We start from the raw sequence: 18,308 nt of genomic DNA, 5'->3' as shown, positions 1-18,308 counted from the left end.
CCCGTCCGACATGATGCTCGACCACCTGCGCGCCTTCGCCGCCTACGACACCGCGCACGACTGGAACAAGGTGGTCACCCGCACCGAGGCCGTGATCAACGAGTTCACCGGGGCGTACTCGTCCTCGGCCAAGCTGCTCTCCGACTTCGTCGTCAACGCGAACACCACCAGCCCCCAGCCCGCCCCGGCGAACTACCAGGAGAACCAGCCCGACAACATCGTCGGCTACAACTCCATCCGCGTCCCCTGGCACATGGGTACCGACGCCCTGCTCTACGGCGCCACCACCGCGGCGACCTCGACCGCCGTCGCGAAGGCCGAGTCCAGCTGCTACAAGTCCGCCTCCGGCGGGGACCCGACCAAGGTCCAACCCCACATCAAGCTCAACTGCGCCTTCGCCAACGTCTCGGGGGACACCCAGGCCGAGGAGGCCGGCGACTCGGCCGGGCCCGCCGCCATGGTGTCCGGGGACCAGGCGTGGACCGACGCCGTCTGGAACGAGCTGGCCACCAACCCCTTCGGCGACCACTACTACGGCGAGACCATCAAGATGCTGGTCTACCTGGTGATGTCCGGGAACTACTGGAACCCGGTCGCCGCCTCCGCTCCCGCCGCCGACTTCTCCCTGGCCGCCGCCCCCGCCTCCGGTTCGGTGACACAGGGTCAGAGCGCCGGCAGCACGATCAGCACGGCGGTCACCGCCGGCGCGGCGGAGCCCGTCTCGCTCAGCGCGGCGGGTGGTCCGCCCGGGTCCACGGTGAGCTTCAGCCCGGCCACCGTCACCTCCGGCGGCAGCGCCACCCTCACCGTGGCCACCACCGCCGCGACCACGACCGGGACCTACACCCTCACGGTCACCGGCACCGCCGCCTCCGGCAGCCACACCACCAGCTACACCGTCACCGTCAACCCGGCCGGCAGCGGCGGCTGCACGGCCGCGCAACTGCTCGGCGACCCCGGCTTCGAGAACGGGACCGCCACGGCGCCGTGGACGCAGACGTCCACGCTGGGGCTGTCGCCCGTCAACAACGACACCGCCGACGAGCCCGCGCACTCCGGTAGTTGGACCGCCTGGTTGGACGGCAACGGCAAGGCCGACACCGACACGGTCGCCCAGACCGTCACCATGCCGACCGGCTGCGCGAGTTACACCCTCTCCTACTGGCTGCACATCGACACGACGGAGAGCACCACCTCCGCCACCCCGGACACCTTCAAGGTGCAGGTTCTCGACGGCAGCGGCGCCGTGCTGGCCACCCTGGCCACGTGGTCCAACCTCAACCACGCCACCGGGTACGCGCAGCACACGTCCAACCTGGCCGCCTACGCCGGCCGGACGGTGACGCTGAAGTTCACCGGCACCGAGACGGACGCCAACGGCGGCACCACGTCGTTCGTCCTCGACGACACCGCGCTCCAGGTCTCCTGACGCGGACGCGGCTGACGGTCGTTCAGGGCCTCGGCCAGGGACGGCCGTCCAGCCGCTCGATGGACGCGTTGAAGTGCTCCAGGCACACCGCGAACTGGGCCACCTCCTCGGCGGACCAGTCCGCGAAGATGCTGTCGAAGGCGCCCACCAGCTCGGTGCGCGCCTCCTCCAGCCGCTGCGCCCCCTCGTCGGTGACCCGGAACTTCCGCGCGATCCCGCCCTCGGTGTCCGGGATCCGCTCGACCAGGCCCGCCCGCACCATGGCGGCGGTCTGGCGGTTGAGGGTGGAGGCGTCCAGCCCGAACGCGTCGCTGAGCTGCCCGATGGACATGGGCCCCTGCATGGTGAGCCGACTGAGCAGGATGTAGGCACTGCGGTCCAGGCTCGCGCTGGTCCGCTTCGAGTGCGCGCTCAGGTGGACGTGCCGGCCCAGCAGCATCATCTCGAACTCGACCCGGTCCGTGGGCTTGTCCACGCATCCCTCCGTTGCTCGTCCCTGCAGGTCAGTATGGACGAGACGGGGCCGGGTCCGGTTGCGGGTCAGTCGCTCAGCACCGCCTGGTCCACCATCAGATGGCCCCATGCCCCGGTGGCGTCGTCCACCACCTGCAGCTGTGCGGTGCGGCCCTGCAGGTCGCCGAGGTCCCAGGTCACCGGGCGCATCGTGCCGCTGTCGTCACCCGTGGCGGTGCGCACGGCCCGTCCGTCCACCAGGAGGTTCACCGCGGTGGCCGGGCCGGCTCCCAGGGGATGGTCGCCTCCCGCGACCAGGAGGTGCAGGAAGTTCCGGTCGACGGTGAACGGGGCCGAGGTGATCGTTCCGGTCGCGGCGTCGCCGCCGCCGGCGAAGGTGTCGAGCACCGAGGTCCCGACGGAGCCGGGCAGGGTCTCCACCGTCGGTCCAGTGCCCGCGAAGCTGCCGGTGGCCGTCCAGCCGTCGCCGTAGCCGGGGCTTTCGAAGTCGGCCAGCACCCGCGCTGGACGCTGGGCCGTGTTCGCGAACTCGGTGATCCTCAGGTTCGAGAACACCGCGCTGCCGCCGCTGGTGTAGAGGGAGATGCCGTCGTCGGACGGATCGGCGAAGACCTGGCTGGAGTGCACGTAGCGGCCGTCGTCGACGAAGACCTCGACGGTGGTCCGGTCCACCAGGATGCGCAGGTGCGCGTGGTGCCTCGCCGGGTCGAACGGGGCGTGGCTCTCCTCCCGCTGCCCCGTGGCGTCGGGGTTCCCGGTTCCGCCCCGGTTGAGGTAGCTGTGGTCGTGGTAGATCCCGACATCCGCGTGACGGGTCCCGTCGGCCGAACGGCGCAGCTGGAGACCGACGTTGTCGAGTGCGGTCCAGTCGATGTCGGTATCGAGCTGGTAGGCCGTGCCGTGGTAGGCCAGCGGCACGGTGCCGTCCACGGTGAGCGGCCCCAGGTCGGTGACCGCCGTGGCGTGGCCGGCCAGCGCCGGGGTCGGCTGCGAGGCCAGGGCGTAGCCGTCGGTGTAGTGCCTGAGCGTGATCTGACGGACGATCGAGTCCGTGCCGTTGAAGCCGTCGCCCGCCCACGTCGGCGTGGTGTAGGGGTAGGCCCAGTTGTTCATCCAGCCCACTGCGAACCGTCGGTCCAGCGGGGCGGACGGGTCCTCCCAGGTGACGCCCGCGTACCAGTCGAAGCCGCGGTCCAGCCACTGCGGGGTGCTCCGGTCGGGGGTGAACGTGGTGCCGTCGAAGTCGCCGGTCCAGTAGGCGTAGGTGTTCGGGTCGCCGGTGAGGTAGCCGTTGGCGCTCATGCCCAGGACCCAGTGCGACGTGCCGTCGTCGGCCCGGATGCGGAACAGGTCGGGGCACTCCAAGGTGCCCAGGCCGGAGTCGACGAAGTCGGAGGCCCAGCTCCAGATCTTCAGGTCGGGGAGGTGAAGATGCCGATCCGGTCGCCCTCGGCGAGCAGCGCCACCCACCGGTGGTGGTCCGCGTCCCAGACCAGCTTGGGGTCACGGAAGTCCTTGCGCCCGCCGTTGGGGAGGACCGGAGTGTCGCCGTAGGGACGGAAGTTCCGGCCGCCGTCGGTGGAGTACCACAGGAACTGGGCCTGGGGCCCGGAGGCGTCGGCGATCTGCTGCGGGGTGGGGTGGTCCATCTGGGTCACCATCATCACCACCGCCCCGGCGCCGAATCCGGCCGTGTCGCCGGTGTCGACGACGGCCGAGCCGGACCACAGGTCGAAGTTCGCGTTGGTCTTCTTCGGCGCGGCCACGCCCTGGTCGTGGAAGACGACGTTGTCGGTGGTCGTGGCCAGCCGCCAGGAGGTGCCGACCTCGGTCGGGTAGTCCTGGTTGTAGAGGTAGTAGTAGTGGAACGCGCCGTCGAACCAGACCGGCCGCTGGGGGTCGTTCTTCCAGTGGTCCGGCACCGTGAAGTGGTAGACGTCGCGGTAGCTGTCGGCGGCGCGGGCCGGGGCGGCCCCGGGCCCGGTGAGGCCCGAGGCGCCGGCCACCAGCCCCAGCACACCCGCGAGGCACGTGAGCAGGCGGAGGCCGCGGGTGATGGTGCGGGTGCTGGTGCGCGTGGTGGTGCGGCTCGTGGTGCGGGAAGTCATCGTCGACTCCTCTCGTCCCTGGATCAGGAAGCGGATCTGGCGAGTTCCGCGGTCGTCGCGGCGGATCCGCCGGCGACGGTGAGGCGGCGGCCGTCCCAGGCCACCGGCATGGGGTCGCTCACGGAGCCGACGAAGCCGCCGTCGGCGCCGGTGTGGTGAAAGGCCATCAGCACCCAGCGGCCGTCCGGTCCGTCGCCGCGCCGCCGGATCAGCCGGCCGCTGTAGAAGCGGTCGTCGGTGACCGGTTCGGCGGCGTCGACGGCGAAGGGTCCGAGCAGGCTCTGGGCCGGGGCGGCCCAGATCCCGCCGGGGCCGCCCTCGGCGCGCCGTTGCGCGGAGGCGTGTTCGGCCAGGCAGGAGAAGAGCAGCACCGGCTGCCCGTCCACCACCTCGACCTGGACGACCTCCAACTGCCCGAACCCGCGCGGCGTCGGGGCGGACAGCGGCGGGCGCAGCTCCCAGTGCCGCAGGTCGGGGGAGACGGCGTGGCCGATCACGCCGCGCTCGAAGGCGGGCCCCGCGGTGCCGCGGGCGGTGATCAGCATGTGCCAGCCCTCGCCGTCCGGGTCGGGGAAGACCCACGGGTCGCGGAAGGCCTCGTCGTGCCAGGCGCCGGTGCCGAGCGTCTCGTACCAGGCCGGGTCCGCGCTCAGCACCGGGTTGGCGTCCGCCTTCTGCCAGACCGTCAGGTCGGCGGAGGTGGCGTAGCCGATGCGCTGGACGTTGCGGCCGTCGGCCGTCCGGGTCGAGCCGGTGTAGAAGAGGAACCAGGTGCCGTCGGGGTGGCGGACCACCGAGCCGGTCCAGGTGGCCAGGTCGTCGAAGGCCGGGGCGTCGGCGCGGACCAGCGCGTCCTCGACCCGGGTCCACCGCACCAGGTCCGTCGAGACCGCGTGGCCGATCGAGGCGCGGTAGTGGCGGGCGTCGGGGTCGTGCAGGGCGCGCGAGGCGTAGAGGAAGAACAGGTGGTACCGCTCCCCGTCGTCGGCGAACCAGAAGTCCCAGACCCAGGAGTCGGGCAGAGTGAACATTGCCTGCCTTTCGAGAGGCGCACGGAGGCGCGGAGGCACGGAGGCACGGGGGACCGGCCGAACCGGTCCCGCCGGCACGGAAGAAGGACGGTGCGGCGCGGTCAGCCCTTGACGCCGCTCGCGGCGACGCTGCTGACGAAGGCCCGCTGGAAGGCCAGGAAGACCACCAGCACCGGCAGCGTGATCATGGAGGTGTAGGCCATGACCTCGCCCCACGCGGTGGTGTCCTGGAAGAAGTACTGCATGCCGACCATCACCGGCCGCAGGTGCTCGTCCTGCGCCACCATCAGCGGCCACAGGTACTGGTTCCACGCGGGCAGGAAGGTCAGGATCGCCACCGTGGCGAAGGCCGGCCCGGACAGCGGCACGACGATCCGCCGGTAGACGGTGAACCAGCCCGCGCCGTCGATCCGCGCGGCCTCGTCCAGGGAGGTCGGGATGGTCGAGAAGTACTGGCTGAACAGGAAGATGGAGAAGGCGTTCGCGATGAACGGGACGATCTGCACCTTGTAGCTGTTGAGCCAGCCGATGTCGTAGCGGATCGCGCCGTCCTGGAAGACCAGGGTGGGCAGGTGCGAGACCCAGTAGACCATCGGCACCGCGATGGTCTCGAAGGGCACGATCAGCGTGGCGATGACCACGCTCAGCACCAGGCCCCGGCCGCGCCACCGCAGCCGGGAGAGCGCGAAGCCCGCCATCGAGTTGACGACGAGTCCGAGCCCCACGACGGCCACGGTGACCACCAGCGAGTTGAGCATGAAGGTGCCCACCGGCACCCGCTGGAAGACCCCGGAGTAGTTCTTCAGGCTGATGTCGCCCACCGGGAGAAAGGACCGCCAGCTGCCGATGTCGGACAGGATCTGCGCGTCCGGCTTGAGGCTCGCCACGAACATGAAGACCAGCGGGAAGAGGAAGAAGACCGCGAGCCCGCTGAGCACGAGGTAGGTCCAGACCCGGCGCCTGCGCCGCAGTTGACGCTCGCTTCGCTCGCTCACTGTGTCGGCCATGGGAGTTCAGTCCTTGTCGCGGGTGAGGAAGCGCTGGACCAGCGCGATGACGAGCACGATGACGAAGAACAGCAGCGACAGTGCCGAGCCGTAGCCCACCTGCTGCTGCCGGTAGCCGGTCAGCACCGCGTGGTAGACCAGCGTGGTCGTGGAGTCGACCGGGCCGCCCTGGGTCATCACGTCGATCTGCACGAACAGGCCGAGCGCGGCGATGGTGATGGTGATCAGGACGAAGATCCGGGTCGGTCGCAGGCAGGGCCAGGTGACGTCGCGGAACTGCCGCCAGGTGCCCGCTCCGTCCATCCGGGCCGCCTCGTAGAGCTCCTCCGGGATGGTCTGCAGCCCGGACAGCCAGATCAGCATGTGGAAGCCGACCGCCTGCCAGACGGACAGCACGATGACGGCGAACAGCGCCGTGCTCGGGTTGTTCAGCCAGGCGGTGCCCTGCCAGGCGCCGAAGGTGATCGAGTTGATGAAGGAGTTGACCAGTCCGTCCGGCTGGTACATGAACTTCCAGAGGATGGAGACCACGACGATCGAGGTCACCACCGGGATGAAGAAGATGATGCGGAACGCCGTGACGCCCCTGATCTTCTGGTTCACCAGCAGCGCCAGCAGCAGCCCGAGGCCGGCCTGCACCGGCACCACCACCGCCGCGAAGACGAAGGTGTTGACCGCCGAGTGGAGGAACGCCGGGTCGGCCGTGAACGCCCGGACGAAGTTGTCGAAGCCGGTGAACCGCACGGGGTCGGGGGAGATCAGCCGGGCGTTGGTGAACGAGAGCGCGAAGCCCAGCAGCACCGGCACGATGAGGAAGAGCAGCAGCAGGATGATCGCGGGCGCGGCCATCGCCAGGCCCGCGCGCCGCTCCGCGCGCCGCATGGCGCCGGCGCGCCGCCGCCGCGGCGGCTGGGTGTCCGCCGCCACGATGGCCTCCGCGTCCGGGGCGGAATCCACCCGGTAAGTCGCCGTCATGGGTATGCCTTTCCGCGCGGTGGCGGCCGGAGCCGACCGCCACCGCGGCTGAATGCCGTGCTACTGGCCGTAGTTGCCGTTGGCCTTGATGTCGGCGTCGATGGACTTGACGGCCTCGTCGAGCGTCGACTGCACGTCGGCGCCGCTCATGATGTCCTTGGCGGCCTTCTCGAAGCTGGTCGAGATCACCGGGTACCCGGGCGTGGCCGGGCGGGCGAGCGCGAACTTCTGGGAGAGCACGGCGAACTGGTGCAGCGAGCCGGAGGGGCCGAAGTACTTCGACGCCGCGGCGGCGGACTGGGTCGCCGGAATGACGATCTGGCTGTCCGCGAACCGGGTCAGGTACTTGTCCTGGAAGCTGAACTTCAGGTATGCGCGGGCGCCTTCGGAGGCGTCGCAGGTCGCGGAGATGCCCCACTGCCAGGAGCCGCCGCCGATCTTCGGCCCCTTGCCGAAGTCGACCGTGGGCAGGATGAGCAGGTCGCCGCCGACCTTCTTGAGGGCGTCCTGGGCGTTCCAGACGCCGGTGTAGCTGAGCGCCACCTTGCCGTCGATGAAGTTCTGGTTGCCGACCGGGCCGTTGTTGTTCGCCCAGCCCTTCTTGAAGACCTGCTGGAACCAGGTGAAGAACCGCACCGCGTCCGGGCCGTTGAGCTTGCCGTCGGCGGACTTCATGGTGGACCGGTCGATCAGGTCGCCGCCGCTGGACTGCAGCATGGGGGAGTAGGCGTAGGGCCACCACTCGCCCGTGTCGGCCGCGCCCAGGTCCAGCGGCGTCCGGAAGCCGGAGGCCTGGAGTTTGGCGACGGCGGCGTCGAACTCGGCCAGCGTCCAGGGCTGTTCGACGGTGGGGATGCGGATGCCGTTCTTCGTCAGCACCGACTTGCGGGCGAAGATCGCCAGTGCCGCGTCCCAGTAACCCGCGGAGTACACCTTGCCCCGGTAGCTGCCGACGGCGGTCGGCAGCAGCTTCGCGGTGATGTCCGACGGCAGGTCGAGGGGTTGCAGGTAGCCGGCCCAGGCCCAGTTGGGCATGATCGGGCCGTCCATGTCCAGCAGGCAGGGGAGGTTGTGGGCGGCCGCGGCCGCGGTGATGGCGTCGTTGTAGGAGCCCTGCGGGAAGTTCTGCTCGACGACCCGGTACTTCGACTGGGAGGCGTTGAAGTCCGCGATGATCTGCTTGTAGACGGCGAGTTCGCCCGGGTTGCCGGCGGAGTGCGTCCACATGGTGATCTTGACGGGTCCGTTGCCGGACGACACCTCGTGGCTCGCGCGGGAGCAGCCGCTGAGCGCCAGCACCCCGAGCGTGGTCGCCGCTGTTATGATCGAGAGGGCCTTGCGCACTGATGGTCCCTTTCCCGGAGCGGACGCGCCAACGTCCGCCCCGTGCTGATGGCAGCGCCAACTGCCATGTGAGTGAAGTGAGTCCGCCGCCGGCTCAGTCGGCAACCGGGTGCGGCGGCGGGCCCACGGAGCCCCTCCGGATGATCGGGCAGGGCATGAGCACCGGGGCGGCGGCGTCGGCCGCGCGCAGGTCGAGCGCGACCTCCATGGCCCACCGCCCCATCTCGTAGTGGGGGAGCGCGACCGTCGTCAGCGGAGGATCGAGTTCCGCCGCGACGAGCTGCTGGTCGTCGTAGCCGACGATCGACAGGTCGCCCGGGACGTCCAGACCGCGCCGGTGGGCGGCGGTGTAAGCGCCCATCGCCATACGGTCGTTGAAGCAGAACACGGCGGTCGGCCGACGGTCCGCGGGCAGGTCGAGCAGCGCGTCGGCAGCGGCTCTGCCGCCGCTCGCCACGGTCTCGCCGCGGACGTGCAGGGCGGGGTCCGGAGTGATCCCGGCCTCGCCGAGCGCCTGCAGGTAGCCCTCGTGGCGCAGCCGGGAGGCGATGACGTCCTCCGTCTCGTCCGCGTCCACGTAGGCGATCCGCCGGTGTCCGGCGGCCAGCAGCTCCCGCACCGCGGCGAGCCCGCCCTCCCGTTCGTCGGGCACGACGGCGGGCCAACTGCCGTCCTGCGGACAGCAGTCGAGGAAGACGGTACGCGCCGGGAGGCCGGCCGGGGCGGGGACGACCCGGTGCCACATCCGGGCGTAGATCAGCGCGTCCACCTGCTGGCCGGTCAGTGCCTGCACCGCCTGGCGCTCCAGCGCCGGGTCGTCCTCGGTGTCGACGAGGACGACCAGGTAGCCGTGGTCGCGGGCCACGTCGTTCGCGCCCGCGAGCATGCGCCCGGCGAAGGGGGTGGTCGCGATGGAGTCCGAGACCAGGCCCACCATGTGGGTCTTCCTCGTCCGCAGGCTCCGGGCCACGGAGTTGGGCGCGTAGCCGATGGCCTCGGCGGCCTCCCGGACGCGGCGCTGGGTCTCCGCCGAGATCCGGGAGTTGGAGCCCCCGTTGAGCACCATCGACACCGTCGCGGTGGAGACCCCGGCGGCGGCGGCCACGTCGGACATCCGGATCTTCGCCATCGGCCGCTCCGCCTCCCCACCGTCTGTTTAATCGATTAACCGGCGGTTCACGAGTATGCAGTCGGCCTGAAACAGCGTCAAGGGACGGGAAGCGCGGATGCCGGACCGTTATCCGGCTGCCCGCAGCCCGTTCAGCGCCTGGCGGTGCGGGACCTCTCCCCCTCGGGCAGGGCGGCGACCACCGACAGGCGTCCCGCGAGGGACGGAGCACCGGCCGTCCGCCCCGTCCGGCGCCGCGATCCCCATGTTCGAACCGACCGGGACGCCGACGGTGGGCGATCGCCACGAGGAGGTTCCGGACCACGTGGACGTGACGACCGGACACGTCCTCGACGGGTGAGCGCCTGCCTGCCGGTCACCCCAGCTGCGCCCAGCCCCCCACCTCGGCGGTGACGCCGTGCGGACCGGACCGGGCCTCGGCGACGAGAGTGGCGGGGTGACCGAGGGAGTCGCCCATCTCGACGTCGAGGTGCTGTCCGCGTCCCTGGGCAGTGGCGAGGTGGGCGGCCAGGCAGGCGGTGCTGTTGGCGTTCGCGACGTCCTCGGGGACGCCGATCGAGGGCGCGAACATCCGTGCCGCGACGCGGCCTTCGGGCGTGGGGACGGTGTGGACGTAGCAGCCCAGCAGGCCGAAGTGGTCGCAGGCCCGGCGCAGCGCGTCCAGGTCGGGCTTCAGGGCGGCCAGCGCCTCGCGGGTCCGCACCGGGAGCAGCAGGCGCTCGCGGCCCAGCGCCGCCACGCACGCGCCGGGTGCGAGGTCGGCGGCCGCCAGACCCAGCGCGGTGACGGCCAAGTACCGCTCGGCGGCCGCCGGTTGGCGCACCGTGACGCGATCGGCCCGGAAGGCCGCCCGGAACCGGGCGCCGTCGCGGACCGCGGAGCCGAGCAGCGTCCGGTCGGCGAGCCGGAGGGTGACCCGGAGCTCGTCGCGCCCCGACCGGTCCGCCAGCCAGGCCAGGGCGGCGACGGTGCCGTGGCCGCAGGCCGGGAGCTCGCCCGCGGAGGTGAAGAAGCGGAGTCCGACCGCGCCGGACGCGGGGTCCTCGGAGCCGACGAAGACGGCGTGCGAGGCCCCCGACCGGACCGGGACGTCGCGCCGTTCCTCGTCGGTGTACGGGCCGTCCGGCAGCACAGCCGTCGGGCTGCCGCCCTCGCCTTCCTCGCGCACGCACGCGCGGACGAGGGCGGCGGCCTGGAACGCTGGTACTCCTCCCATACGAGGCATCATGCCCCGTCCGCGCCGTGGCGATCCCCGGCGGCTCGTTGGTCTGTTCGCGCACATCGCTCGTATGCTCGCGTGCACGAACTGCACGAACAGATGGGGGAATCGACTGTGACGAGCAGTCACCAGGTGCCCGACCCGGACCGGTTGGGCGCGGTACAGCGGTTGTTCGACATCCGGACGCCGTTCGTGGCAGGGGCGGAGTACGACGCGCGGTTCGTCGCCGCCGTCAACGAGATCAACCTCTGGCACGCCGAGCGCAACGCGTTCTTCGCCGCGCTCTGGAAGGACGCCGGGGAGCCGCGGCTGGACGGGGTCGAGGACCTCGCCCGGCTCCCGTTCGTCCACGCCTCGTTCTTCAAGAGGCACGAGATCCGCTCCGTCCCCGCCGAGGACGTGGCCCTGCGGCTCACCTCCTCCGGCACCACCGGGCAGAAGTCCCAGGTGTTCCTGGACGCCTGGTCCGCCGCCATCATGGAGGAGCTGGACACCCGCACCTTCGACGCCTTCGGCTGGGTGGACCCGTCGGAACAGGTCAACTACCTGGTCTACGGCTACGAGCCCAAGCCCGCCTTCGACAACGGCGCCACCTTCGGCCTCGGCTACGTCACCGACATGGCCCCGGCCAGAGCCATCCGCTTCGGGCTCCGGCACACCGGCGCCGACCACGCCTTCGACCCCTTCGGCTGCGTCGAGGCGTTGCTGCGCTACGCCGAGGAGGGCATCCCCGTGCGGATCCTCGGCTTCCCGGCGTTCCTGCACTTCACCCTGGAGCGGATGGCCGGACTCGGCGTCCCGCCGCTGCGGCTGCACCCCCGCTCGCTGGTCTTCCTCGGCGGCGGCTGGAAGGGCCACGCCGACCGGGCCATCCCGAAGGAGGACCTGTACGCGAGCGTCCGCGAGCAGCTCGGCGTCCCCGACGACCGGATCCGCGAGGCCTACGGCTCGGTGGAGCACCCGCTGCCCTACTACGAGTGCGCCCGGCACCGGCTGCACACCACCACCTGGGGGCGGATGCTCGTCCGCGCCGTGGACACGCTGGAGCCGCTGCCCTGGGGCGAACCCGGCTACGCCCACTTCGTCTCGCCGTTCATCACCTCGATGCCCGCGCACAGCATCGTCATGAACGACCTGGTCTCCCTCCGCCCGGCCGAGGACTGCGGCTGCGGCCTGCCCACGCCGTGGTTCACCGTGCACGGCCGCGCGGGCGTCTCGCGCAGCCGCTCCTGCGCCGTGGCGGCGTCCGAACTCATCAAGGCGGGGATATGAGCAGCGAAACCACATCGAAGCACCTGTGGCAGGGCGAGTGGATCGACGACGAGGAGGCGGGCCGCCGGCTGGCCCGGCTCGACGACCTCGCCGCCGACGTGCTGGCCGGGCCGCCGCTGCCGACGGCCGGCGTGCTGGCCGCATGCGCCGCCCTGGCCGCCGAACTCGCCGACCCGGCGCACCCGTTGACGGCCGAGCTGCGACTCGCGCTCACCGAGGGGGAGGGCGTCCCGGCGGCGGAGGCCGAGGAGATCCTGGCCGACCTCGCCTCGCTGCTGCGCCGTCCCGCGCTGGAGCAGGTGCTCCGCGCCCAGCTCGGCACCACCGAGCCGGCCCTCCCGCGTCCGGTGCCGGACGTCCCGGGTGCTCGTGAGCACTGGGCCCCGGTGGGGCTCGTCGCGCACGTCCTGCCGGGGAACGTCGCCACGGCCGCGCCGTGGAGCGTGGTCGAGGGGCTGCTCACCGGCAACCTCAACGTGGCCAAGGCCAGCGGCGGGGGCCGCTTCCTGCTGCGGTTGCTGGACGCGCTGGGCGCCCACGACCCGTCAGGAGCCGTGGCCCGGCACACCGTCGCGCTCACCTTCCCCTCCCGCAACGGCGCGTGGCTCGACGCGGTCTGCCGCGCCGCCGACTCCGTGGTGGTCTGGGGCGGGGAGGAGGCGGTGGCCTCCGTCGCGGGCCGACTGCTGCCCGGCACACGGCTGGTGGACTGGGGGCCCAAGCTCTCCTTCGCCTATCTGACCCGGGAGGGCTGGACCGACCCGGACGCCCTGGCCGGGCTCGCCCGTGACGTGTGCCGCCACGACCAGCGCGCCTGCACCAGCCCGCAGACCGCCTTCGTCGACACGGACGATCCAGGTGAGCTGTTCGAGGCCGCCGAGCGGATCGCCGAGGCGCTGGCGAAGGAGGTGCAGGACCGTCCGGACCCGGTGCTGGACCGGCAGCAGCAGGCGGAGGTCACCACCACCGTCGAGGTGGCCCGGCTCGAGCAGTACCTCGGCGTCTCCCGGGTACTGCGGGACCCGGACCGTCGCTGGTGCGTACTGGCGCACACCGCGAGCGAGTTGACGGCCTCGCCGCTGCACCGCACGCTCTGGGTCCGGCCGCTGCCGCGGTCCGCGGCGGCCGCTGTGCTGCGTCCGGCCCGCCGCTACCTGCAGACGGTCGGCCTGGCCGCGGGCGCGGCGGACGCGGCGGAGCTGACGGCCCGCTTCGTCGCGGCCGGCGCGGTCCGGGTCACCCGCACCGGGGCCATGAACGACTCCTACGTCGGCGAACCGCACGACGGGGTGTTCGCGCTGCAGCGTCACACCCGGCGGGTGACCACCCAGCGGTGAGGTCGTTGTTCCCTTCGTCAGCGCAGTGAACGAGGGGACAGCCAGATGACCGGCACGACCGGACCGGGGCGAGCGCGGCGCGAGCGGCGTGGGGAAACGGTTCTGCAGGCCCAGCAGCAGGCCCTGCTCAAAGAGCCGATCTTCGCCCGCCTCGCCTCCGAGTGGGAGGAGGCGGGACGCACCGTCCCGGGCCGGCCGGACGCCGAATGGATCCGGCTGGCCACCCCGCCCGGCGTCAGTAGACTTGCGCCACCATGACAGCCTTCCGTGAGCTGGTCCGCTCGCTGGTCCGCGACCGCATGCTCGACGCCGCGTACGCGAGCGTCGCGAGCGAGGGCTGGGGCCGGCTCCGGCTGGCCGAGGTGGCCCGGCAGGCTGGGTTCAGCCGGCAGACCGTCTACAACGAGTTCGGGTCCAAGGAGGCACTCGGACTCGCACTCGCCGAGCGGGAGTTGGGCCGCTTCCTGGACGGGATCCAGGAGCGCATGGAGGCGCACCGGGAGCTGGAGGACGCGGCCACGGCCGGCATCGAGTACACCCTCCGGCTCGCCGCCGAGAACGCGTTGGTCAAGTCGGTGCTCACCTCGGGGCGCGGCGGCGACGAGGAACTGCTCGCCTACCTGACCACCCGGGCCGAGCCGGTCTTCGACACCGCCTCCGCGATGTTGGACGCCTACGCGCAGGTCACCTGGCCCGAGGTGGACGCGGAGTCGCGCAGCCTGGCGGTGGAGGCGGTGGTGCGGCTGACGGTCAGTCACATCGTGCAGCCCGCAGGGGAGCCGCTGCCGAGCGCGCGGCGGATCGCCCGGATGATCGCCCGCATCGCCTACGCCGAGGCGGCCTCCGACGCGGGCTGACGGGTGGTCAGGTGGACAGGTGACCCAGGTCCAGCGGTCGGTCCGGGTCGAGGACGAAGCCGGCCTGGCGCAGTGAGTCGTCGAGCATGCACCAGATCCAGCGGGCGAGTTGGCGCACCAACTGCTCGAAGCTGAGCCCTTCGGGGTGGTCCAGCCAGCGGATCGAGGCCGTGTCCACGAAGCCGACGATGCCGAAGGCGAGCGGCTGGGTCGGGCGGGTGTCGCCGTCCACGGCCGCCACCACGTCGGCGAAGATCCGGTGCAGCCGGACGCCGACGGCGGTGCGGATGTCGGTCGCGGCGTCCGCGCCGTCCGCCGCCTCCGAGAGCGAGTGGCGGCTGAGGTAGCGGTACAGGTGCGCGTTGTCGCGCAGCCAGCCCAGGTAGCCCTCGACGGCGGCGGTGACCATCTGCATCGGGGTGCCCTCGGGGTTCCACACCGGGGTGAGTGCCTCGGTCACCTGCTCCGCGGCCCGGCGCGCGACCGCGCGCTGCAGGTCGCCCGCGTCCGCGAAGTGCTTGTACAGCCGGGTACGGGCGACGCCCGCCTGGTCGGCGATCTGCTGGGTCGACACCTCGGGGCCGTGCAGGGCGATGGCGGCCAGGGCGGCGTCCACGAACTCGGCGCGGCGCCGCTCGTGCTGGCCGGCCCACCGCGCCTTGCGTCCGTCGACCTGCGGTTCCGGATCGGTGAGCGGCATGCCGGTGAGTGTATCGAGCGAAATCCGGGCGGGGGACTGTTGCAGCGGCCCGTCCGCCCCTATTCTGGCCCCATTAACGGGTACGTGACGTACCTCTAACTTCCCGAGGATTTCCCGAGGAGGGACGGCACCGATGAACAGGACCGTCGCGCGCGCCGAACGCAAGGTGGAGGACGAGTCACGGCGGCTGCTGGACTCGGCCGCGGCGCTCTCGTACGACCCGGCCACCGAGGTCGACTGGGACGCGGAACTCCCGCCCGAGCACTACGGGTTCAACCCCGAGTGGTCCACCCTCTACGGCACCCCGCTGTGGCAGGAGATGACCGAGGCCCAGCGGGTGCTGCTGACCCGGCACGAGGTCGCCTCGGTCATGAGCACCGGCATCTGGTTCGAGATGATCCTGCAGCAGATGGTGCTGCGCGACCAGTACATGCGCGACTACGCCAGCGCCGAGTTCCAGTTCGCGCTCACCGAGATCGCCGACGAGTGCCGGCACTCCATCATGTTCGCCCGTGCCTGCCAGAAGATGGGCATCAGGTCCTACGCCCCCCGGCGCAGCACCGTCGAACTCGCCCGCCTCTTCAAGACCGTGGGCAGCGCCGAGGTCGCCTACGGCGGCATCCTCGTCGCCGAGACCGTGCTCGACCTGATGCAGCGCGACGCCATGAGCGCCGAGAACGTCCTCGATCTGGTCCGCACCACCAGCAGGATCCACGTGGTCGAGGAGTCCCGGCACATGCGCTTCGCCCGCCAGGAGGTCATGGACCGCACCCGCAACGCCGGTAGGCTGCGCCGCCGCGCCAGCGCCCTGTCCATCGCCGTGGTGTCCTACTTCATCATCACCAGCATGGTCAGCCCCGAGGTCTACGCCGCCGCCGGGCTCGACCCCGAGCGGGCGCTGGCCGAGGCCCGGCTCAACGAGCACTACAAGGCCAAGATGCGCACCAGCGCCGCCGGCCTGATGGACTTCCTGGCCCGCTGCGGCCTGGTCACCCGCCCCGCGGCCGCCGTCTACCAGCGCATCCACATGCTCTGACGAACAGGAACCCCAGCCCAGATGGCCTACACGATCACGCAGACCTGCTGCCAGGACGCGTCCTGCATCGCGGTCTGCCCCGTGAACTGCATCCACCCCGCGCCGGGCGAGCCCGACTTCGGCACCACCGACGCGCTCTACATCGACCCGCGCACCTGCATCGACTGCGGAGCCTGCGCCGACGAGTGCCCGGTGGACGCCGTCGTCCCCGAGGACACTCTGACGGACCGTCAGCGGATCTACGCCGAGCAGGCGCGCGCCTACTACCGCGGCCGGACCGCCGAACCCGCCTGGGGCGAGCCGGAGATCCCGCCGTCCCTACCCCACGGTGCGGGGACACTGCGCGTCGCCGTCGTCGGCAGCGGGCCGGCCGCCTGCTACACCGCGCAGGAACTGCTGCAGTGCACGGGCGCGGAGGTCACCATGATCGAGCGGCTGCCGGTGCCCGGCGGGCTGCTCCGCTACGGCGTCGCGCCCGACCACCCCGACACCAAGAAGCTGGGGGAGCGGCACGAGACCCTGTTCCGCCACCCCAACCTCAGCATGTTCCTGAACGTCGAGGTGGGCACGCACGTCACCCACGAGGAGCTGGCCGCCCACCACCACGCCGTCGTCTACGCCGTCGGCGCCGCGGCCCCCAGGCGGCTCGGCATCCCGGGCGAGGACCTGCCCGGCAGCATCCCCGCCCCGCGCTTCGTCGCCTGGTACAACGGCCACCCCGACGTGCCGGCCGCCGAGGTCGACCTGGACGGGGTGCGCCGGGCGGTCGTCGTCGGCAACGGCAACGTCGCGCTCGACGTGGCCCGGCTGCTCGCCTGCGATCCCGAGCCGCTGTCCCGCACGGACATCGCGGACCACGCCCTGGCCGCGCTGCGCCGGACCCGGGTGCGGGAGGTGGTGCTGCTGGGCCGCCGCGGACCCCTGGACGCCGCGTTCACCTGGCCGGAGCTGCATGCGCTGACCCAACTCCCGGGCATCAGCGTGGAGTTGGCCGAACACCCGGAGCCGGCGGGGGCGCTCGCCGCCCGGCCCGAGCGCGCCGACCGCGTCGCCGGTGCCGAACTGCTGCGCGGCCTGCCGGTGGCCGGGGACGCGCAGCCGGCCGAGGGGTCGGTGCGGATCCTGCTGCGCTTCTCCACCGCCCCCGCCGAGCTGCTCGGCGACGAGCGGGTCACCGGGCTGCGCACCGCGGCCGGCGACGTCATCGACGCCGAACTCGTCGTCAGCGCCATCGGCTACCGCGGCACCCCGCTGCCGGGGCTGCCCTTCGACGAGGACCGCGGCACCGTGCCGCACCGGGAGGGCCGCGTCCTGGACCCCGGGAGCGGGCAGCCGCTGCCCGGGGCGTACACCGTGGGGTGGATCAAGCGCGGCCCGGACGGCGGCATCGGCGCGAACCGCCTCGACGCCAAGGAGACCGCCGCCTCCCTGATCGGCGACGCGGGCGCCGGAGTGCTGCCCGAACCCGTCGGCAGCGCCAAGGACTTCGCCCGGCTGCTGCGCCGACGCCGCCCGGACGCCCTGACCGGGCGCGAGGCGGCGGCGATCGACCGCGCGGAGCGCGCACGGGGCGCGGCGGCGGACCGGCCGCGGGTCAAGTTCGTGACGGTCGAGCAACTGCTCGCCGCTTCCCGTAAGCGTGTAATGGTGTAATCATCGTTGCATGAGCAGGAGCAGCAAGACCGGGGAAGCGGTCGCGCGGTGGTTCGCCGAGCACCTCCCCGAGGGACTGTTCGAGGAGGCGCCGGAGATCACGGCCGACCGTGAGGAGATCACGGTGGTCGGCCCGATCCCGGCCGGGGACTCCGCGGCCGAGGCCGTGCAGGAGTTCCGCGAGCGCACACGCCCGGAGCGGATCCGGGTGGCCCGGGAGGCCGAGGACCTGTTCGGCCGCAAGGTCTCCTGGGGCGTGCGCTACGAGGACCAGCGGATCATGTTCACCCATCTCGCCGTCCCGGCGATGACGCGCCTGCGCCAGCCGGAACGGCAGGTGCTCGACACCCTCGTCGCCGCAGGGGTCGCCCGCAGTCGCAGCGAGGCCCTGGCCTGGTGCGTCCGGCAGGTCGGCGACAACGCCGACGCATGGCTGGGCGACCTGCGCGACGCCCTCGCCCACGTGCAGGAGGTGCGCCGGCGCGGGCCGCTCGGCACTAGCCGGTGATCAACCGGGTCAGCACGAACGCGGTGACCAGGGCCGCGAGCCCGAGCGCGGCCGTCTGCCAGTGGGCGGCGACCGCGCCGGGCACCCGCGGCGTCTGGCGGGAAGCCTTGGACGGAGCCTGGGGCCGGGCCTGACGGGGCGCCAGGAGCGGTTCCCCGGCGGGTTGCTGAGGGGCCGTCGGCAGGCCGTTCAGTGCGCGCTCGATGTCGGCGCGCATCTCGTCCGCCGA

The 18,308-nt window shown here is 72.0% G+C and carries 16 protein-coding genes and 3 pseudogenes; 9 read left to right on the top strand and 10 right to left on the bottom strand.

Annotation, left to right across the window (positions count from 1 at the left end):
• Positions 1 to 1,429: pseudogene (locus ACFP3V_RS29540) on the top strand (hypothetical protein); the annotation flags it as partial.
• 22 nt (positions 1,430 to 1,451) lie between these two features.
• Here the strand turns inward: ACFP3V_RS29540 and ACFP3V_RS29535 are convergent.
• The 7 genes and pseudogenes from ACFP3V_RS29535 to ACFP3V_RS29505 form a co-directional block, all read right to left on the bottom strand.
• Positions 1,452 to 1,904 carry a MarR family winged helix-turn-helix transcriptional regulator gene (locus ACFP3V_RS29535; protein ID WP_380590101.1) on the bottom strand — a complete coding sequence of 151 codons (453 nt, stop codon included), beginning with the start codon at positions 1,902 to 1,904 and terminating at the stop codon, positions 1,452 to 1,454.
• 524 nt (positions 1,905 to 2,428) lie between these two features.
• Positions 2,429 to 4,011, bottom strand: a pseudogene (locus tag ACFP3V_RS29530) (glycoside hydrolase family 32 protein); the annotation flags it as partial.
• A 23-nt stretch (positions 4,012 to 4,034) separates the two neighbouring features.
• Complete coding sequence (locus ACFP3V_RS29525) at positions 4,035 to 5,042, bottom strand: glycoside hydrolase family protein (RefSeq protein ID WP_380590098.1); 1,008 nt, start codon at positions 5,040 to 5,042, stop codon at positions 4,035 to 4,037.
• 101 nt (positions 5,043 to 5,143) lie between these two features.
• On the bottom strand, positions 5,144 to 6,049 hold the full coding sequence (locus ACFP3V_RS29520; protein WP_380590095.1) for a carbohydrate ABC transporter permease: 906 nt from the start codon (positions 6,047 to 6,049) through the stop codon (positions 5,144 to 5,146).
• 6 nt (positions 6,050 to 6,055) lie between these two features.
• Entirely contained in the window at positions 6,056 to 7,024 is a 969-nt protein-coding gene (locus ACFP3V_RS29515) for a carbohydrate ABC transporter permease (protein WP_380590093.1), read from the bottom strand.
• 60 nt (positions 7,025 to 7,084) lie between these two features.
• Entirely contained in the window at positions 7,085 to 8,368 is a 1,284-nt protein-coding gene (locus ACFP3V_RS29510; protein ID WP_380590091.1) for a sugar ABC transporter substrate-binding protein, read from the bottom strand.
• Positions 8,369 to 8,462: 94 nt separating this feature from the next.
• Complete coding sequence (locus tag ACFP3V_RS29505; RefSeq protein WP_380590089.1) at positions 8,463 to 9,497, bottom strand: LacI family DNA-binding transcriptional regulator; 1,035 nt, start codon at positions 9,495 to 9,497, stop codon at positions 8,463 to 8,465.
• Positions 9,498 to 9,687: 190 nt separating this feature from the next.
• Here ACFP3V_RS29505 and ACFP3V_RS29500 point away from each other — a divergent pair.
• Positions 9,688 to 9,837: pseudogene (locus ACFP3V_RS29500) on the top strand (cupin domain-containing protein); the annotation flags it as partial.
• 15 nt (positions 9,838 to 9,852) lie between these two features.
• Here ACFP3V_RS29500 and ACFP3V_RS29495 read toward each other — a convergent pair.
• Entirely contained in the window at positions 9,853 to 10,713 is an 861-nt protein-coding gene (locus ACFP3V_RS29495; RefSeq protein ID WP_380590086.1) for a PhzF family phenazine biosynthesis protein, read from the bottom strand.
• A 117-nt stretch (positions 10,714 to 10,830) separates the two neighbouring features.
• Here ACFP3V_RS29495 and ACFP3V_RS29490 point away from each other — a divergent pair, with 117 nt between their 5' ends.
• The 4 genes from ACFP3V_RS29490 to ACFP3V_RS29475 are packed head-to-tail and all read left to right on the top strand — an operon-like array spanning position 10,831 to position 14,182.
• Positions 10,831 to 11,988 (top strand): LuxE/PaaK family acyltransferase, encoded by a 1,158-nt coding sequence (locus tag ACFP3V_RS29490; protein ID WP_380590084.1) that lies wholly within the window; start codon positions 10,831 to 10,833, stop codon positions 11,986 to 11,988.
• Complete coding sequence (locus ACFP3V_RS29485) at positions 11,985 to 13,325, top strand: acyl-CoA reductase (RefSeq protein WP_380590081.1); 1,341 nt, start codon at positions 11,985 to 11,987, stop codon at positions 13,323 to 13,325. Before ACFP3V_RS29490 ends, ACFP3V_RS29485 begins: the two co-directional genes overlap by 4 nt.
• Positions 13,326 to 13,370: 45 nt before the next feature.
• Positions 13,371 to 13,583: a hypothetical protein gene (locus ACFP3V_RS29480; protein ID WP_380590078.1), complete on the top strand. Its 213-nt coding sequence runs from the start codon at positions 13,371 to 13,373 to the stop codon at positions 13,581 to 13,583.
• Positions 13,580 to 14,182, top strand: coding sequence for a TetR/AcrR family transcriptional regulator (locus tag ACFP3V_RS29475; protein ID WP_380590075.1), 603 nt, complete (start codon positions 13,580 to 13,582; stop codon positions 14,180 to 14,182). Before ACFP3V_RS29480 ends, ACFP3V_RS29475 begins: the two co-directional genes overlap by 4 nt.
• 7 nt (positions 14,183 to 14,189) lie before the next feature.
• On the opposite strand, the gene ACFP3V_RS29470 is transcribed toward ACFP3V_RS29475, so the two are convergent.
• Entirely contained in the window at positions 14,190 to 14,882 is a 693-nt protein-coding gene (locus ACFP3V_RS29470; protein ID WP_380590072.1) for a TetR/AcrR family transcriptional regulator, read from the bottom strand.
• Between the two features lie 133 nt (positions 14,883 to 15,015).
• Here ACFP3V_RS29470 and ACFP3V_RS29465 point away from each other — a divergent pair, with 133 nt between their 5' ends.
• The 3 genes from ACFP3V_RS29465 to ACFP3V_RS29455 are packed head-to-tail and all read left to right on the top strand — an operon-like array spanning position 15,016 to position 18,079.
• Positions 15,016 to 15,918 (top strand): AurF N-oxygenase family protein, encoded by a 903-nt coding sequence (locus ACFP3V_RS29465; protein WP_380590069.1) that lies wholly within the window; start codon positions 15,016 to 15,018, stop codon positions 15,916 to 15,918.
• Positions 15,919 to 15,939: 21 nt separating this feature from the next.
• Positions 15,940 to 17,571, top strand: coding sequence for an FAD-dependent oxidoreductase (locus tag ACFP3V_RS29460; RefSeq protein WP_380590066.1), 1,632 nt, complete (start codon positions 15,940 to 15,942; stop codon positions 17,569 to 17,571).
• Positions 17,572 to 17,581: 10 nt separating this feature from the next.
• On the top strand, positions 17,582 to 18,079 hold the full coding sequence (locus ACFP3V_RS29455; protein ID WP_380590063.1) for a hypothetical protein: 498 nt from the start codon (positions 17,582 to 17,584) through the stop codon (positions 18,077 to 18,079).
• Here the strand turns inward: ACFP3V_RS29455 and ACFP3V_RS29450 are convergent.
• A partial coding sequence (locus ACFP3V_RS29450; protein ID WP_380590061.1) for a hypothetical protein occupies positions 18,069 to 18,308 on the bottom strand: 240 nt, incomplete at its 5' end. The genes ACFP3V_RS29455 and ACFP3V_RS29450 overlap by 11 nt on opposite strands.

The organism is Streptacidiphilus monticola (genome assembly GCF_042658505.1).
In the GTDB taxonomy this organism is placed as follows: domain Bacteria; phylum Actinomycetota; class Actinomycetes; order Streptomycetales; family Streptomycetaceae; genus Streptacidiphilus; species Streptacidiphilus monticola.
This window is presented reverse-complemented; position numbering and strand designations above follow the sequence as displayed.

Excerpts from the sequence above, each read along its gene's own strand:
- ACFP3V_RS29525 (WP_380590098.1), bottom strand. The coding sequence starts at position 5,042 with ATGTTCACTCTGCCCGACTCCTGGGTCTGGGACTTCTGGTTCGCCGAC.
- ACFP3V_RS29520 (WP_380590095.1), bottom strand. The coding sequence starts at position 6,049 with ATGGCCGACACAGTGAGCGAGCGAAGCGAGCGTCAACTGCGGCGCAGG.
- ACFP3V_RS29515 (WP_380590093.1), bottom strand. The coding sequence starts at position 7,024 with ATGACGGCGACTTACCGGGTGGATTCCGCCCCGGACGCGGAGGCCATC.
- ACFP3V_RS29505 (WP_380590089.1), bottom strand. The coding sequence starts at position 9,497 with ATGGCGAAGATCCGGATGTCCGACGTGGCCGCCGCCGCCGGGGTCTCC.
- ACFP3V_RS29495 (WP_380590086.1), bottom strand. The coding sequence starts at position 10,713 with ATGGGAGGAGTACCAGCGTTCCAGGCCGCCGCCCTCGTCCGCGCGTGC.
- ACFP3V_RS29485 (WP_380590081.1), top strand. The coding sequence starts at position 11,985 with ATGAGCAGCGAAACCACATCGAAGCACCTGTGGCAGGGCGAGTGGATC.
- ACFP3V_RS29480 (WP_380590078.1), top strand. The coding sequence starts at position 13,371 with ATGACCGGCACGACCGGACCGGGGCGAGCGCGGCGCGAGCGGCGTGGG.
- ACFP3V_RS29475 (WP_380590075.1), top strand. The coding sequence starts at position 13,580 with ATGACAGCCTTCCGTGAGCTGGTCCGCTCGCTGGTCCGCGACCGCATG.
- ACFP3V_RS29470 (WP_380590072.1), bottom strand. The coding sequence starts at position 14,882 with ATGCCGCTCACCGATCCGGAACCGCAGGTCGACGGACGCAAGGCGCGG.
- ACFP3V_RS29465 (WP_380590069.1), top strand. The coding sequence starts at position 15,016 with ATGAACAGGACCGTCGCGCGCGCCGAACGCAAGGTGGAGGACGAGTCA.
- ACFP3V_RS29460 (WP_380590066.1), top strand. The coding sequence starts at position 15,940 with ATGGCCTACACGATCACGCAGACCTGCTGCCAGGACGCGTCCTGCATC.
- ACFP3V_RS29455 (WP_380590063.1), top strand. The coding sequence starts at position 17,582 with ATGAGCAGGAGCAGCAAGACCGGGGAAGCGGTCGCGCGGTGGTTCGCC.